The sequence below is a fragment of the Bacillus amyloliquefaciens DSM 7 = ATCC 23350 genome (genome assembly GCF_000196735.1).
GTDB classification, from domain to species: Bacteria; Bacillota; Bacilli; order Bacillales; family Bacillaceae; genus Bacillus; species Bacillus amyloliquefaciens.
Map to the genome: position 1 here is coordinate 422,159 of NC_014551.1, position 17,416 is coordinate 439,574.

14 protein-coding genes and 1 pseudogene are annotated in these 17,416 nt (G+C 47.8%); 14 read left to right on the top strand and 1 reads right to left on the bottom strand.

Features of this window, described 5'->3' with window-relative positions:
* Positions 1-94 precede the first annotated feature (94 nt).
* The 8 genes and pseudogenes from BAMF_RS22345 to BAMF_RS22380 all read left to right on the top strand — a co-directional run bounded on the left by BAMF_RS22345 (position 95) and on the right by BAMF_RS22380 (position 9,104).
* Entirely contained in the window at positions 95-997 is a 903-nt protein-coding gene (locus BAMF_RS22345) for an aldo/keto reductase (protein ID WP_013351040.1), read from the top strand.
* Positions 998-1,298: 301 nt separating this feature from the next.
* Positions 1,299-3,383 carry a BglG family transcription antiterminator gene (locus BAMF_RS22350; RefSeq protein ID WP_013351041.1) on the top strand — a complete coding sequence of 695 codons (2,085 nt, stop codon included), beginning with the start codon at positions 1,299-1,301 and terminating at the stop codon, positions 3,381-3,383.
* A gap of 220 nt (positions 3,384-3,603) precedes the next feature.
* Complete coding sequence (locus BAMF_RS22355) at positions 3,604-5,118, top strand: class I adenylate-forming enzyme family protein (protein WP_013351042.1); 1,515 nt, start codon at positions 3,604-3,606, stop codon at positions 5,116-5,118.
* A gap of 158 nt (positions 5,119-5,276) precedes the next feature.
* Positions 5,277-6,139, top strand: a pseudogene (locus BAMF_RS22360) (SDR family oxidoreductase).
* 12 nt (positions 6,140-6,151) lie between these two features.
* Entirely contained in the window at positions 6,152-6,655 is a 504-nt protein-coding gene (locus tag BAMF_RS22365; protein ID WP_013351044.1) for a D-lyxose/D-mannose family sugar isomerase, read from the top strand.
* A gap of 87 nt (positions 6,656-6,742) precedes the next feature.
* Positions 6,743-7,366: a GNAT family N-acetyltransferase gene (locus BAMF_RS22370; RefSeq protein WP_013351045.1), complete on the top strand. Its 624-nt coding sequence runs from the start codon at positions 6,743-6,745 to the stop codon at positions 7,364-7,366.
* A 6-nt stretch (positions 7,367-7,372) separates the two neighbouring features.
* Positions 7,373-7,795, top strand: a complete 423-nt coding sequence (locus BAMF_RS22375; RefSeq protein ID WP_013351046.1) for a pyridoxamine 5'-phosphate oxidase family protein — start codon at positions 7,373-7,375, stop codon at positions 7,793-7,795.
* A 499-nt stretch (positions 7,796-8,294) separates the two neighbouring features.
* Positions 8,295-9,104, top strand: coding sequence for a lipid II flippase Amj family protein (locus BAMF_RS22380; RefSeq protein ID WP_013351047.1), 810 nt, complete (start codon positions 8,295-8,297; stop codon positions 9,102-9,104).
* Between the two features lie 40 nt (positions 9,105-9,144).
* On the opposite strand, the gene BAMF_RS22385 is transcribed toward BAMF_RS22380, so the two are convergent.
* A complete protein-coding gene (locus BAMF_RS22385; protein WP_013351048.1) occupies positions 9,145-9,435 on the bottom strand; it encodes a DUF3817 domain-containing protein in 291 nt (96 codons plus the stop codon).
* Between the two features lie 173 nt (positions 9,436-9,608).
* Between BAMF_RS22385 and BAMF_RS22390 the strand changes: the two genes are divergently transcribed.
* From BAMF_RS22390 to BAMF_RS22415, 6 genes are all read left to right on the top strand, one after another.
* Entirely contained in the window at positions 9,609-10,043 is a 435-nt protein-coding gene (locus BAMF_RS22390) for an Lrp/AsnC family transcriptional regulator (RefSeq protein ID WP_003156263.1), read from the top strand.
* Positions 10,044-10,107: 64 nt separating this feature from the next.
* Entirely contained in the window at positions 10,108-12,294 is a 2,187-nt protein-coding gene (locus BAMF_RS22395) for a DNA topoisomerase III (RefSeq protein WP_013351049.1), read from the top strand.
* A 235-nt stretch (positions 12,295-12,529) separates the two neighbouring features.
* The gene (locus tag BAMF_RS22400) at positions 12,530-13,615 is read left to right on the top strand and encodes a hypothetical protein (protein WP_013351051.1); all 1,086 of its coding nucleotides are present in this window, start codon (positions 12,530-12,532) and stop codon (positions 13,613-13,615) included.
* On the top strand, positions 13,596-14,444 hold the full coding sequence (locus BAMF_RS22405) for a diguanylate cyclase domain-containing protein (RefSeq protein ID WP_013351052.1): 849 nt from the start codon (positions 13,596-13,598) through the stop codon (positions 14,442-14,444). Before BAMF_RS22400 ends, BAMF_RS22405 begins: the two co-directional genes overlap by 20 nt.
* Positions 14,434-16,158, top strand: coding sequence for a DUF2334 domain-containing protein (locus BAMF_RS22410; protein WP_013351053.1), 1,725 nt, complete (start codon positions 14,434-14,436; stop codon positions 16,156-16,158). The genes BAMF_RS22405 and BAMF_RS22410 overlap by 11 nt, the downstream gene beginning before the upstream one ends.
* Positions 16,151-17,413 (top strand): glycosyltransferase family 2 protein, encoded by a 1,263-nt coding sequence (locus BAMF_RS22415; RefSeq protein WP_013351054.1) that lies wholly within the window; start codon positions 16,151-16,153, stop codon positions 17,411-17,413. The genes BAMF_RS22410 and BAMF_RS22415 overlap by 8 nt, the downstream gene beginning before the upstream one ends.
* Positions 17,414-17,416 lie beyond the last annotated feature (3 nt).

Genomic DNA, 17,416 nt, shown 5'->3' on the forward strand with positions numbered 1-17,416 from the left:
AAAGGAAAATCGGCCGCCGAAGCAGAATGAAACAGCATGGGCAATTCCTGAAACAGAGATACAAGAGGCTCACTAAGAAAAAGGGGGATTTCACATGCAGCGTATTCAATTGGCTGAAGATCTGGAATTTTCAAGAGTGATACACGGGCTTTGGCGTCTGAACGAATGGAATTATTCGGACGGGGAGCTGCTGAATCTGATTGAATGGTGTATCAGCCAAGGCATCACCACCTTCGACCATGCCGATATATACGGCAGTTATACGTGTGAAAAGCTGTTCGGCGGCGCTTTATCCCTTTCGCCCTCAATAAGGGAGCGAATCGAAATCGTCACAAAATGCGGGATTGTCATTGAGTCGCCGGAACGGCCCGGAAACAAGTCGCATCATTATAATACGTCGAAGTCTCATATCTTAGCGTCGGCGGAGCAGTCGCTCTTGAATCTGAATACGGATTATCTGGATGTGCTGCTCATTCACAGGCAGGACCCGCTTATGGACCCGGAGGCTGTAGCTGAAGCGTTTCATGCGCTGAAAAGCTCAGGCAAGGTCAGATACTTCGGGGTATCGAACTTTAAAGCGCATCAGTACAGAATGCTCGAATCCTATTTGGATGAACCGCTCATCACGAACCAAATTGAAATCTCGGCTTATGAGCTGGAACATTTTCATGACGGCACGCTGGATTTCTGTCAGGAAAAACGCATTCCGCCGATGGCGTGGTCACCGCTTGCGGGCGGGAGCGTCTTTACCGGACAATCGGATAAGGACGTCCGAATCCGTACCGCGCTTATTTCGGTGCAGGAAGAAATCGGCGCCGCCTCCATTGATGAAGTCATGTACGCATGGCTGTTCACCCACCCGGCAGACATCATGCCGATTGTCGGCAGCGGAAAACAGAACCGCATTTCCGCGGCGGTGCGTGCTTCAGCGTACAAGCTCAGCCATGATCAGTGGTTTCGGATCTATACAGCTGTCCAAGGTTATGATATTCCATAACCAAAACAAACGCCCGGAAGGCTATCTTCCCGGGCGTTTGTTTATGTGGTGTGCAATGTCAAAAAACAAGTAAGGTCACTTTGAAGTATAGCCGTGCGGATCAAGAGAAACAAACGTCACGGCATATTATCTGACACATTTTTCTTATTCAATACTGTCACACGGACCAGTGCCAAATTGCCATTTGAAAATGGTTGTATATTCTTTGAAAGCGTTTTATATTAGAAGTTACACTACTTTCCCCGGCAGCACCCCCCATGTGCCATACCTCTCACAACTAGAAAATCTGGAGGCGCGTTTCATGTATATGACAGCGAGAGAACAAAAATTAATGAAACATCTTTTACTGCAGAACCGATACGAGACAGTGCATGAACTGGCAGAAGCTTTACAAGTCAGCACAAGAACCGTTCACCGCGAGTTAAAAACAATCAAACCGATGATGAAATCATTCGGCTTGGCACTTGATAAACAGCCCGGCAAAGGACTGAAAGCGGTGGGAAAACCGGAAGATAAACAGAAGCTCCTGTCAGAGCTGTCCTATGAACAGCAGGAATACAGCGCGGAGGAGCGGAAACTTTTAATCCTATGTTCGCTATTAGAGTCCCAAGAGCCGATCAAGCTCTACAGTCTGGCGAACGAGCTCCAAGTGACAAACGCGACGATCAGTTATGATCTCGATGAGCTGGAGACTTGGATTGCTCCCTTCGGCTTGACGCTGATCCGAAAAAGGGGCTTCGGCATTCAGCTGACGGGACCGGAAAATGCGAAACGGAAAATCGTCGGCAATCTCATGGTCAACCGCCTTGATATTCAAACCTTTTTGGAAGCGGTTGAATTCAATATTAAAGGGAAACCCGACGCTGCTGAAAAGATGTTCGGCGTTGTAAATAAAGCGGAACTTTTGAAAATGGACCGGCTCTTGATTCAGCTCAAGGAAAAAATCGCGATCGCTTTATCTGACAGCTCTTACATGGCGCTGGCGGTTCATTTAACCTTTGCGATGGACCGGATCAGACTCGGAGAAACCATCACGATGGAAGCTTCGGAACTAAAAGCGCTGCAGCAGACGAAGGAATACGGCTCCGCGCTCGAAATGGCAAAAGAGCTTGAAAAAGCGTTCGGTGTTTCGATTCCTGAGGCGGAGATCGGCTATATCACCATTCATTTGCGGAGCGCCAACCGCAAATACAAAACCGAATTCAAACCGGAAAACATTGAAGTTGAAACGGCCTTGCAAACGAAGCAGCTGATCGGCTTCATTTCTGAAAAAATAAAAATTGATCTGACGGAAAACGGCTCTTTATATGACGGTTTAATCGCCCATCTGGAGCCTGCGATCAATCGGGTGAAAGAAAGTATCGACATGTACAACCCGATGACTGAGCAAATTAAACGCGACTACTTCCTGCTGTATATGGCCGTAGAAGAAGGAATGGAAAAATTCTTTCCGGGGCTTCGTTTTCCTGATGATGAGATCGCTTTCATCGTTCTTCACTTCGGCTCCGCTCTGGAAATCAAACGGGAAGAGGCGAAGATCAAAGCGCTGATCGTCTGTTCAAGCGGCATCGGGTCGTCCAAAATGCTCGCGTCCAGACTGAAAAAAGAGCTCCCGGAAATCCGTTCCTTTGATATGTCTTCCCTCATCGAACTGAAGAACCGTGACACCTCGGCGTACGATATGATCGTATCCACCGTGCCGATCCCGTATGAAAACATTGATTACGTCATGGTCAGTCCGCTTTTAAATGAAGAAGACGCCGATCAGGTCAAGCAGTACATCAAAAGAAAGATTCCGCTGATTCTTGACAAAAAAAGAAACAGCAAAAGAGAAGAGAAGCAGCCTGAGACGCCTGATATGCTGGAAGCAGCCGGACGTATGGCGCATTACGCGGCGGTTATCCAAAGCGTGCTGCGGAACTTTTCGATCAAATCCATTGATTCACACATGGCGTATGAGTTGTTTTTGAACCATCTCTTTGGCGTGCTTGAGCAAGAAGGATTTGTCCGTCATGCAAAAAAAACCGCACAGCTCCTCACAGAACGTGAAGAACAGGGAGGGCTCGGGATTCCGGGAACGGCGATGGCGCTTTACCATCTCAAAAATGAAGAAATTGTCACGCCTTTTTTCAAAATTTATGATTTGACAGCTCCATGCAGTGTCAAAGGCATGGACGGAAATTCCCTGACCGTCGACCGCGCTTTGGTGATGATGGCGCCGGCTGATATGCCCGCTGAAGGCTCGGAAATATTAAGTGCGGTCAGTTCGGCCATTATTGAATCCGAAGCCAGTATAAAAGCCTTTCAGACAGAGGATGAAGCCGATTTATACAAACGTTTAAACAGGCTGTTTTATCATTTCATTCAGGAGAAAGGACAGCGCTGAACAGGAAGCGCACGCCTCATAAGGCGTGTGTTTTTTTCCGTATGTATGAGGGTAAAGTGAAGGGAGGAAACTAAAAACACGGGACTATTGTATCATTCACCGATTGAATAGTTCTAAAACAAAATAGTTTTACAAGTTATATTTTTTGGTTTAAAATGGGTTGCGTGAGGAAGAAAATCTGACAGAGTTTTTTTGATTTATCATTATGGGAGATGAAAATATGAAGACATTACAGCATCTGATTCTGCATGACATTTCAAATAGCGAAGAGATCGAAGCTGTAAAAAGCGGTGCGCACACCCTGACCTACGCGGAATATCGAAAACGAATCAATCAGCTTGCACAAGCGCTTCTTGATAAAGGAATAAAAAAAGGCGACAGAGTGGCGATGCTTTGCAAAAACGGCCACGCTTCATCCATCGTTATGTTTGCTGCACTTGAAATCGGCGCGGTGGTTGTGCCGGTCAGCTGGCAATTAACACCGTATGAAATGAAAGGCATTTTGGCAGCCTGTGAGCCGAAAGCTGTTTTTTACGGCACTGAATTTAAAGAGATTATGGAAGAGGTGCTTCCTGCGCTTGAATCTTCCCTTAAACTGAAGGTCGTGACAGGAACTGCTGTAGAGACAACACCTGAGTTTGATGCTTTATTGACAGGCTCCGGCGATACACCGGACGTCGAAACAGTGTCTGAAAACGATACGGCATTGCTGATGTTTACCTCGGGTACGACCGGCAATCCGAAACGCTGCATGGTCACTCACGGCGGCATATACAACTACGTAAATGCGACATTGGCATACACGGGGAGAATGCAGCATGTCCGTTTCTTAGCATGCCACCCGAATTACCATACGAGCGCGATTATTTGCCAGATGGTCGGCACGATGAGCGGAACGACATTCGTTATGACAGACAATCAGGACCCTCTTGAAAACTTGAAGCTCATCGAAAAAGAGAAAATTCAAACCGTGATGGCGCTGCCTGTTTATTACACATACCTGCTGAAAGCATGGGAAACGCATCAGACTGACATATCTTCTATCGTTTATATGATGACGGGAGGCACAAAGGTGCCAAGCAGCCTGATCCAGCAGTATCAGGACATCGGCATTCCGCTCATGCACGGATACGGAAGCACTGAAGCATGGGGCATCAGCTCTTGGAATCCGCAAATGGGAATGGATAAAGCCGCTTCTGCGGGTAAACCGATGGAAGAAGTGGACGTCCGCGTTGTAGATCCGGAAACAGGAGAAGTCCTTCCGCAAGGCTCAATCGGAGAAGTCGTTGTGACAAGTCCGTTTTTATTCAAAGGCTATGAAGGTAACGAAGAAGCGACACGAAAAGTGCTGAAAGACGGCTGGTTCCATACCGGTGATTCCGGATATGTTGATGAAGACGGATTTATCTTTATCACCGGACGTTATAAAGATGTCATCATCTACGGCGGCGATAATATTTATCCTGACCAGATTGAAGAGGTCATTCAGCAAGTGCCGGGAATTCTCGAAACGGCTGTTGTCGGTATCCCTGATCCGCTTTACGGTGAAAAACCGAAAGCGTTTATCGTGACAAACGGCAGAGAAGGCCTGACAGAAGAAGAAGTGACACGATTCCTTCAAGAACGTCTTGCTGCCTTTAAAATTCCGGAAATTGAGTTCGTCAGCGAACTTCCGAAAAACAACCTTGGAAAAGTGAAAAAAGACGTGCTCCGCAAACAAGCGGTCCGTTCATAATTGAAAACAAAAACCCGGCTGCCCGCCGGGTTTTTTTCGTGCGTTCCATGTGAAACATTTTTCTCCGAAAACGTTTTGAACTGTTTCAATTATGTTTATCCGGCAGACAGCCGAGGTAGACATGAAGTAAGACATCGAACAAGAAGGAGGAACTTGACATGGAAAACAACTATCCGAAGGAATTCCCGGCGGAATCACAAAACCGCCAGCCGGCATTGAGAGCGAAATGAAGCCGGCGCCTGTTTACGAATACAAAGAATATAAAGGCGCTGATAAATTAAAAGGGAAAACCGCGCTTATCACAGGCGGTGACAGCGGTATCGGCCGCGCCGTAGCGGTTGCTTACGCAAAGGAAGGCGCAAATGTCGCAATCGTCTATTTTGATGAACACGGAGATGCGGAAGATACAAAAAAACGTGTGGAGGAAGAAGGCGTAAAATGCCTGTTAATCTCCGGCGATGTCGGTGAGGAAGACTTTTGTAACGAAGCGGTTGAAAAAACGGTTGAAGAATTCGGTCGTCTCGATATTCTCGTGAATAACGCCGCGGAACAGCATCCTAAAGAAAGCATTAAAGACATAACAAGCGAGCAGTTTCACAGAACCTTTAAAACCAACTTTTACTCACAATTTTATTTGACTAAAAAAGCGATTGATTACATGAAGCTGGGCAGCGCAATTATCAATACGACATCCATTAATCCGTACAGAGGAAATCCGCAGCTGATCGACTATACGGCAACGAAAGGCGCGATTAACGGTTTTACGAGATCAATGGCGCAAGCGCTCGTCAAAGACGGTATCCGCGTCAACGCCGTAGCGCCGGGGCCGATCTGGACACCGCTGATTCCGGCGACATTCTCAGGAGAAACAGTCGCTTCCTTCGGCCAGGATACGCCGATGGGACGGGCCGGCCAGCCTGTTGAGCATGTCGGCTGTTATGTGCTCTTGGCTTCAGATGAATCATCCTATATGACCGGCCAGACGCTGCATGTCAACGGCGGCGGATTTGTGACCACATAAGGGGGCTGAAGCATGACGATATCGAAGCATGATGTGAATGCATACTATCAAAAAGCGGGAATCGTTCTGACCGATGATGAAGTCGAAGACATTCAAATCATGGATTATGGCTTAGGCAAGCTTCAGGAAACAGGGCTTCAGCTGTTTATTTACGTGAATACAGACCGTTACTGTTCGAAAGAATTGGTGCTCTTTCCGCGCCAGACGTGTCCCGAACACCGCCATCCGCCGGTCAGCGGCGAAAAGGGAAAACAAGAGACATTCCGCTGCCGCTGGGGGAAGGTGTATCTCTACGTGGAAGGCGAAAAGACAGAACACCCAAGCGTCCTCCCGCCGGAAGAAGATAAGGAATACTACACTGTCTGGCATGAGATTGTGCTTGAACCGGGCGGACAATACACCATTCCCCCGGATACGAAACATTGGTTTCAAGCGGGAGAAGAAGGGGCGGTCATTACGGAAATGTCATCGACCAGTACGGATGATCACGACATTTTCACCGACCCGCGCATTTAAGGATGAGGCTGCGCGCCTCATCTTTTTTTGTATGGAAAAAAATGAATTTACCTGTATAATGGCTAATAAAGGAAAGGAGGTGTGATCGTGTTTTCCTGTCAAATCCGGGAACATCTGACGATCAGATTGCTTGCCAAAGAAGATACGGACGAATTGTATTCTGTTATAAAACGAAATCAAAACCATCTCAGCGAATGGCTCAGCTGGGCGGAAGAACTGGCTGATATCGATACGTACCGCGATGTGATCATTCCGGAATGGCGTTATAAATACGCCGAAGAGAATGGTTTCGACGCCGGCATTTTTGTGAAGGGCCGGTTTTGCGGCATGATCAGTATCCATAATGTCGATGCAGCCAATCAAAAAGCGGACATCGGCTACTGGCTGGATCAAGAGCATGAAGGGTTCGGCATCATCACCGCGAGCTGCCGGGCAGTCATTTCCCATGCATTTCAGGATCTCGGGCTGAACCGAATCATGATCAGCGCCGCTGAAAAAAACACGAAAAGCAGGGCGGTGGCGGAACGGCTCGGATTTCAAAAAGAAGGACTGACGAGAGAAGGCATTTTCGTACAGGGCGCCTATCATGACGCGGTGAACTACAGCATGCTGAAGCGTGAATGGAGCGAAGATCGGCAGAAGAGCACATTTCTTGGTTTAAATGTCTCCCCGATGTGGAAAAGTAACAGCGGAGACGTTAAAAAGGAGTGATTCTTCATGAATCAGAATGAAATCAAACAAAAAGTGCTCGAAGTGCTGGATCATCATAAAGTCGGTTCGCTTGCGACTGTAGAGCAAGGCAATCCGCATTCCCGCTATATGACATTTTTCCATGACGGCTTAACGATTTACACGCCGACAAGCAAAGACACTCATAAAGCGGAAGAAATTGAAAACAATCCGAATGTTCATATTTTGTTGGGGTATGACTGTGAAGGATTCGGTGACGCTTATGTGGAAGTAGCCGGAACCGCAAAGGTCAACAACTCAGCCGATTTAAAAGAAAAGCTGTGGGATCCGAAACTGGAACGCTGGTTCGACGGTAAAGACGATCCGAATCTGGTGATTCTTGAAATTGAACCGAAGCAGATCAAGCTCATGAACGCGGGCGAAAAAACGCCGGCCGAGCTGGAACTTTAATAAATCATTTGATCATTCAGGGGCAATCTGTTATACTTAACTGCTAAGTGACAACATGCAAATAAAAAAGAAAGTAAACTTCTTTTTTCTGTTTTGATAAAGAAGCTTCAGGCTTCAACGGACAGCTTGAAAAAAAGCTGAGCTTATTCTTTTCCTTCTGAAATTCGCCCCTAACGAAGAGATGGAAAAAAGACTTTTTGTTTTACAATTCACACCGGCGCGGCTTCGGAGCCGCAGTGACGATTGAGAGGTAGGGCTTTCGTTGTCTTGTGTTCAAGAACTTCCATGGTGTTTACTTTCGAAGAATGATTCTGTCGGAACTGTAATGTACGAATCACCCGCGGGCTAAGGCGGGAAACCATATATTATTTATTTGCGTAAGAAAAGAATAAGACAAAACCGCACCGGACATCCGGGCGGTTTTTTTATTTGGCCGGCCGAAACCTCGCCGCAGTCTGCAGAGTCTAATCAGTATGAAAAGATTTGGAGGAATCATACATTGCACGTTATTACTTCACAAGTACTGTTTATCTTCTGTTTTCTGCTGTTGATACATTCGATTGAAACACTTGCATATGCGACACGGCTTTCCGGCGCGAGAGTCGGATTTATCGCGTCCGCGCTGTCATTATTTAATGTCATGGTCATTGTGTCCCGCATGTCAAACATGGTCCAGCAGCCGTTTACCGGACATCTGATTGACGCCGCCGGATCAAATGCCCTGTCTGTTGTGAGCGCCCAGTTTCGCTTTTTAATATTCGGCTCCACGGTCGGAACGATGCTCGGCATCTGCCTCCTGCCGACATTTGTTGCGTTATTTACCCGGGCGATTATACATTTGGCGGACGGAGGCGGCTCCGTCATGCAGGTATTTAAAAAAGGATTTTCACTGAACGGGCTGAAGCAGGCGCGTTCTTATATCAGATTGCCGTCAGTTTCCTATTTAAAAGGGCTTCAATTCCGAATGATCCCGAAGCGCTTGTTTGTCATTAATATGGTTATTACGTCTATTTACACGATCGGCGTACTGTCCGCTCTGTACGCCGGCCTTCTGGCGCCTGAGCACAGCACGACGGCCGTGATGGCATCAGGATTAATCAACGGGGTTGCGACCATGCTTCTGGCTGTGTTTGTTGACCCGAAAGTATCCGTACTGGCAGATGATGTCGCGAAGGGCAAGCGAAGCTATGTTTCCTTAAAATGGACATCATTGACGATGGTGACGTCAAGGGTCGCTGGCACGCTTCTCGCCCAGCTCGTTTTCATTCCCGGCGCGTATTATATCGCCTGGGTGACGAACTGGCTGTAGGTCATGCAAAAAAAGCTCCTCTATAAAAGAGGAGCTTTTTTTATTTATAATTTCTCAGGCCGCGGTCATAAATAAAATTGCCGAACGGGATAAAAGCCGCGATAAAACCGGCGGCTGACCATTTCACATGCCATTTGACAGTGAACGCCGCATACGCCAGCACTGCCAAATAAATAATAAACAACCCGCCGTGAATGGATCCGGCAATGGTGACGGCGAGCGGATGATGTGCCCAATACTTCAGCGGCATCGCGATAAACAGCAGCACCAAAAGCGACATCCCTTCAATAAACCCCATCGTGCGAAGCCTGCCGATCGGCGTGTGTAACATACAACTCCCTCCTGTCGGACATCTGATTTTCTATACTATAAGCAATGGGCAGTCCTAATATGACCATTTCGCGACTGTTTCTGAAAAACCTTCATGATTTCAGCCTGTTGTTCTTGTCATTTTACGGATTTCTCTTGATAATATAGCCAAAAGGGTAAGGAAGGACTACAGTCATGAAACTAGATAATGTTGATCTGAGCATCATTAAAGAGCTGCAGCGGGACAGCCGCCTGTCCATGCGGGAGCTTGGAAGAAAAATCAAATTGTCAGCCCCGTCCGTCACAGAGCGTGTCAGGCAGCTTGAATCCTTCGGCGTCATTAAGCGCTATACATTGGACATTGATCAAAAAAAGATCGGGCTTCCCGTTTCCTGCATTGTTGAAGCGACGGTGAAAAACGGAAAATACGATCAATTCAAAACCTACATTCAATCCATTCCCAACATTGAATTTTGTTTTCGGGTCGCCGGCGCGGCGTGTTATATGCTGAAGATTAACGCGGACAGCCTGGAAACGATCGAACACTTCATTAACCGCACCTCTCCGTATGCCCAAACCGTGACCCACGTCATTTTCTCAGAAATTGACACAAAAAACGTCCTCGATTAGAGAGAGCGTGAGGAAGTCTGTTATAATAACAGGATGAGTGTGAAAGAAAGAGAAGTGAAAAAGCATGTCAAAAACAGTTGTATTAGCTGAAAAACCTTCAGTCGGCCGGGACTTGGCCCGCGTTCTGAAGTGTCATAAAAAAGGAAACGGATACCTTGAAGGCGACCGCTACATCGTCACGTGGGCGCTCGGACATCTGGTAACGCTCGCTGATCCTGAAGGATACGGCAAAGAGTATCAATCATGGCGGCTTGAGGACCTGCCGATTATTCCGGAACCTTTGAAGCTCGTCGTCATTAAAAAAACAGGAAAACAGTTCAATGCGGTCAAAGCCCAGCTTATCCGAAAAGACGTCAGCGAGATCGTAATCGCTACAGACGCAGGACGGGAAGGGGAGCTTGTGGCCCGCTGGATTATCGAGAAGGCAAATGTCCGCAAACCGATTAAACGGCTGTGGATTTCCTCTGTGACAGATAAAGCGATTAAAGAAGGATTCCAAAAGCTCCGCAGCGGCAAAGAATACGAAAACCTGTATCATTCCGCCGTCGCCAGAGCGGAAGCGGATTGGATCGTCGGCATCAACGCGACCCGCGCGCTGACGACAAAATTTAACGCGCAGCTGTCATGCGGACGCGTCCAGACTCCGACATTGGCGATGATCGCCAAGCGCGAAGCGGATATTCAGGCGTTCACACCGGTTCCTTATTACGGTCTCCGCGCGGCGGCTGATCAGATGACGCTGACATGGCAGGATAAAAAAACAAAGCAGACAAGAACGTTCGACCAGACGGTGACCGGCCGTTTGGCAAAAGACCTGCAAGGAAAGCCGGCAGTCATTTCAGAATTGAAAAAAACAGCGAAGAAAAGCTTCGCCCCCGGTCTTTACGACTTGACGGAATTGCAGCGGGACGCTCATAAGCGCTTCGGTTTTTCCGCAAAAGAGACGCTGTCGGTGCTTCAAAAGCTGTATGAACAGCATAAGCTTGTCACGTACCCGCGGACGGATTCCAGATTCCTTTCCGCAGACATCGTGCCGACCTTAAAAGACCGATTAAACGGCATGGAAGTCAAGCCGTACGCACAATACGTCAATCAAATACTGAAGCGCGGCGTCAAAGCGCATAAAGGATTCGTCAATGATGCCAAGGTATCTGATCACCATGCCATCATTCCGACAGAGGAGCCGCTGATTCTTTCAAGCCTCAGCGACAAAGAACGCAAGCTGTATGATCTGATCGCCAAACGTTTTCTCGCCGTGTTAATGCCGGCGTTCGAATACGAAGAAACAAAGGTCACAGCCGATATCGGCGGCGAAACATTTACCGCAAAAGGGAAAACCGTTCAATCGCCGGGCTGGAAAGCCGTGTATGATATGTACGAGGATGACGACGATCATGAGGAAGACAAAGACCAGACGCTGCCGGCTCTTCAGCAGGGTCAGCGCCTCTCTGTCTCATCATTGAAAGAAACGAGCGGACAGACGAAACCGCCGGCGCGCTTTAATGAAGGCACGCTGTTATCCGCGATGGAGAACCCAAGCGCCTTTATGCAGGGAGAAGAGAAGAACCTTGTGAAAACGCTTGGCGAAACCGGGGGACTCGGAACGGTCGCCACCCGCGCTGATATCATTGAAAAACTGTTCAACAGCTTTTTGATCGAGAAAAAGGAAAAAGACATTTTCATCACGTCAAAAGGGAAGCAGCTCTTACAGCTCGTCCCGGAAGATTTGAAATCACCGGCGTTAACCGCCGAGTGGGAGCAAAAGCTCTCCTCCATCGCCGCTGGGAAACTGAAATCCGCCGTGTTTATTAAAGACATGAAATCATATGCGGGCAAAACGGTGAAGGAAATCAAAAACAGCAGCCAAACCTTCAGACATGATAACATTTCAGGCACCGCCTGCCCTGATTGCGGCAAAATGATGCTTAAAGTCAACGGCAAACGCGGCACGATGCTCGTGTGTCAGGATCGGGAGTGCGGCAGCCGGAAAACGGTGGCGAGAAAAACAAACGCCCGCTGTCCGAACTGCCATAAGAAAATGGAGCTTCGCGGCCAGGGTGAAGGCCAAACCTTCGCATGTGTGTGCGGCCACCGGGAGAAATTATCCGTCTTTGAAAAGCGCAAAGCGAAAGATAAATCCGGACGCGCATCCAAGCGGGACATCAACTCTTATATGAAAAAACAAAACAATGATGAGCCGATGAACAACGCGCTGGCAGAACAGCTGAAAAAACTCGGCCTGGATAAATAAATGAGAGAAAGGCAGCATTTGTAAAGAAATGCTGCCTTTTGTCGTGTTTTTTACTGTATTGGGAATACAATCCATACAAAGAGGGAAAAGGGGAGCAGGCGGCGCTCCTATTTTTAAAATTTACCAATGTGAAAAAATGCTAGTATTCTTTGATCGTTTCTTATATAGTAAAAATACTTTGTGGAAAAATAAGATATAGGTATAAAAAAGGATTTGTGAACTAGGAGGATAGACTGTGAAGCGTTTCGGTTTTAGTTTGATGATCCTTTTGATTTCGATCGTGCTGACGGCAGGATGCACGGAGGCCGGCATTGAAAAACAGACGGCCGTTGAACCGTCCGAACCCCTTCAGCCCGCAGAGCATTTTATTTATCATAAACTGATGAACGGACGCGGAATGATCAAGACGAACATATCCGGTGAACCGGAATATTTATCTGAGTCTCTCGGACTATGGATGGAATTTTTGCTGAGCAGGAAAGATGAACGGCAGTTTCAAGCCCAGTATCAGCTGCTCACCGATTCGTTTCTTATGAAAAACGGGCTCGTGTCGTGGAAGATTGACCGGAATAAAGCAAGCGGCACCAATGCCTTAATTGACGATTTCAGAATCATGGGTTGTCTGAATGAGGCCGCATCTCTGTGGGGAAACAGTGAATACGGGAAAACAGCGGTGCAAATCGGGAAGGCGCTGGAAAAATACAATACGAATGACGGGTATTTTACGGATTATTATGATGCCGCTTCACATGCTGCATCAAAGACCGTGACGTTGTCTTATGTCAGCCCCGGCGCCTTACAGATGCTGAGAGAACAGGGGATTATCGATGAGAAAACGGAAAACCGGAATCTTGATGTTCTCAATCTTGCACCCCTGAAAAATGGCTTTCTGCCGAAATCGTTCAATACCGAAACAAAGGAATACAAATATGACAGTGAAGTCAATGTCATCGACCAGTTATATGCCGCCGTGAATCTGAAACGGGGCGATGACAAAGCCGCCGCGCTGTCAAAATGGATCATAAATGAATTTAAGTCGCGCGGACAGCTGTACGGACGGTACAGCGCAGACACGAAGGAGCCGGCTGTTCAATACGAATCACCGTCCGTTTACGCCCTGGCCGTTCTTTTTTTAACAGAGCAAAAAGCTGATCCGGCTGTCATCAAGCCGCTTTATGAAAGAATGACTTCATTTGAAACGCTGGAAACGCTGAAACCTGATTACGGCGGCTATATGAGCGGGGGCGATACACATTCTTTCGATAACCTGCTGCCGCTTCTGGCTGAAAGGAAATTGTTTAATGAAAATATCATTCAATGAATCACAAAAACTATGCAGCTACACAGCTGTGATGACAGTGCTGCTGTCATTTTTTATTTACTATGTGTCACAGCAATCCTCAGGGCTTCTCATGACCTGTATAACATTGCTTGTCGCGGGAGCCGGCTTATGGTTTGGGGCGATCTACGCGCTCGTCATCACTTTACTCGTCTTATTTGTTCTCGGCAGCCTGCTCCTGTGGTTTCAGACCGGGAGTTTTATGGCGTCTGCCGGTGCCGAAGGTCTGCAGATGCTGGTCGTGTGGGGGATCGCGCTGCTGCTCTTTTCCTACATGTCGGGAAGAATACACGATTTGGCCAAGGGGCTGGATCGCTCAGTTAAGCAGCTGCGGGAAGAGATCACGAGCTTTGTGGCCGTCGACAGGGTGACGGGCTTTGACAATCATCTCCGGATGAAGCTGGAACTCTCTGAGGAAATCAAGCGGGCGGAACGCTACGGCAATTCCTTCGTCTTTTTGCTGCTGCACATGCATTATTTCAAGGAATTCAAATCTCTCTACGGAGAAAAAGAGACCGACCGCCTGCTGGCATTTATCAGCCGCCAAATCCGTTCAAGCGTACGGGAAACAGACAAAAAATTCAGGCCGTCTGCCGAACGGTTCGGCATCGTGCTGACCCATACGCCTGAAGAAAACATGCCGGCCGTTCTGGCGAAGCTGAAAAAGGAATTGGATACGTACAGGCTGCAAAACGGTAAATACGTCTCAATCACTTTCCGTGTATGCTATTTGGCGTACCGAAAGGATTTAAAAACGGCCGATCAATTTTTAAATGAACTGGAAAACGAGATGATGATGAATGAACTCTAAATGGATATGTCTCTTATTGGCGGCGCTCTTCATGGTTTCGGCGGTTTATGTTCCCCGTACGGCGGAAGCAAAAGACAAAAAGGACGGCATTCTCATTATTTATACAAGCACGGACGGCGAAGAAACCGCTGAAGTCAAAATGCTTGATTTGATCGCGGGCCATTTCTCATCCGCCGTCACCGTTAAAAGCGACGGAGATATCACAGCCGCTGACCTTAAAAAAAATCGGCGAGTCATCTATTACGGCGTAACGAAGAAAAAGCTCAGCAATCATTTTGTATCTCTGATCAGCAGCATGCCGCAGCAGCTCATCAGCATCGGCTATAACGCCGGGCAGTTCCGCCAATTTACGGGTTTGTCCCTGACAGAAAAAGAAACGGTCTACCGCATATACGGCAAGAAAGAAAAAACAGACATGCCGCTTGAAAAAGGAATGTCCGTGCTCGGCGTATCAGGAGTAAAAGGGGAACCCCTTTATACATACCGATCCGGTGACGGCAGCACCCGTCCTTTTATATGGAAAACGGCGCGCTCTGACTGCTATTTCGGTGTGACCAGCCTGTTAAATGATTCGTTTCTGACGGCGAAAGAACTGCGTAAGGCGTTCGGAGAATCAGAGGGAAGCACCCTCCTTTATTTGCGGCTTGAAGACATCAGCCCGATGTCGGATGAAACATTGCTTTATCAAGCAGGAGCTTACCTGCATAAAAGACACATTCCGTTTATTCTGGCGGTGATTCCGGTCTATCTCAACCCGGAAAACGGAGAAAAAGTATATCTGGCGGACAAGCCGAAAATGGTAAGCGTCCTGAAAAAACTTCAGCAAATGGGCGGCAGCATCATTATCCACGGCTATACGCATGCATACCGGTACAGTGAAACGGGAGAAGGCTTTGAATTCTGGGACGCCAAAGCGGATCAGCCGATTACGTCGGAAAATGCGGACGATACCCCGGTCAAGCTTGAAAAGGAACAGGATTTTCCGAATGAAAAAGCGTACCGGGCGTATGTGAAGCCTTTTCGGGAAAAAGAAAAAATCTACACGGGAACGAAGCTGGAGCAGGCGATTGACGATCTGACAGAGCTCGGCCTTTACCCGCTGTCATTCGAAGCGCCGCATTATACGATGTCTGAAGAAGGCTACAAAATCGCGTCTTCTTATTTCTCCAGCATTTTCGGCCAAGTCCAGCTCAGCGGCACGACGTGGAAAACCTCGGGCGCCCCTCCGTTCGTCACAAAGCCGGCTATGCTGGACGGGATGACGCTTTACCCTGAAACAATCGGCTTTGCCGATAACTCAAAGGAGAACCCGCTCGGAGATATGGAGAATCGCATCTCCCGGATGATTGATTTCGGCGGCGGTGTGGCGGGAGGTTTCTACCATCCGTATCTCGGCATGAAATATCTTCCCGAGCTCGTCAATCAAAAGCGGATTCCCGGCGGCGAGTGGCTCGATCTGAAGAAAACGAAGCAAACGGTGACGTCGGCGAGCGTCAGGATCAAAACGGACGGAGACGGAACCATTCATGTGGAAAACAAGATTCATCCGATAACGGCCTTTTTCAATCACCATCAGCAGACGCCTCTGGAAAAGGCGCTTTGGATTCTCTCCGGCGTGGTGCTATTGTTTATCATCATGTTCGTCTGCTATGTCCTTTATTTGCGCGCCACATTAAAAAAACGAATCTTTAAGGAGAGAAGAAGCCTTGAGTAACATTCTGTTTTTTATCTCATTAAGTTTAATATGGGTGATGCTTCTCTATCACATGTTTCTGATGCAGGGCGGATTCAGGCATTATATGACCTTCGAACGGAACATTCCCAAGTGGCGCGCAAAAATGGGGGAGCTCCCGAAGGTCAGCGTGCTCATTCCCGCGCATAATGAGGAGGTCGTCCTCAGGCAGACGCTGAAGGCGATGGTGAATCTGTATTATCCGAAAGACAGGCTTGAAGTCATCGTCGTGAATGATAATTCCTCCGACCGGACGGGAGACATCGTCGAAGAATTTTCCCGTCAGTATGACTTCATTAAAATGGTCATTACAAAGCCCCCGCACGCCGGTAAAAGAAAATCCTCAGCGCTGAACTCCGGTTTCGCCGAATCGAACGGGGACGTGATCTGCGTGTATGATGCGGACAACACACCGGAAAAAATGGCTGTGTATTACCTGGTTCTCGGTCTGATGAATGATGAGAAAGCCGGAGCGGTTGTCGGGAAATTCCGTGTCATCAACGCGGCCAAAACGCTCCTGACGAAGTTTATCAATATTGAAACCATCTGCTTTCAGTGGATGGCGCAGGGCGGCAGATGGAAATGGTTCAAAATCGCCACCATCCCGGGAACGAACTTCGCGATCAGGAGGAGCATTATCGAAAAGCTCGGCGGCTGGGATGATAAGGCGCTGGCGGAGGATACCGAGCTGACCATCCGCGTGTATAATCTCGGCTATCACATCCGCTTTTTTCCGGCGGCTGTGACATGGGAGCAGGAGCCTGAAACATGGAAGGTCTGGTGGCGCCAGCGGACAAGGTGGGCGCGCGGCAACCAATACGTGGTTCTCAAGTTTTTATCCCAATTTTTCAAGCTGAAACGCAAGCGGATTATCTTCGATTTGTTTTACTTCTTTTTTACGTATTTTCTGTTTTTCTTCGGTATGATCATGTCAAACACGATTTTTATCATCAATCTTTTTTACGACCTGCATCTGGCAGTCGGGTTTTTGGCGATGATTTTGTGGATACTGGCCTTTTTCCTGTTTATGACCGAGGTCATGATTACCTTAAGCATTGAAAAAACAGAAATGAACAAACAAAACTTCTTTATCGTTTTTCTCATGTACTTTACCTACTCCCAGGCTTGGATCGTGCTCGTCATCTGGTCATTATTCACAGAGATTAAGCACCGCTTGTTCAAGCAGGAAGTCAAGTGGTACAAGACGGAGCGATACAATCAAAATAAAAGCGGGTGACCT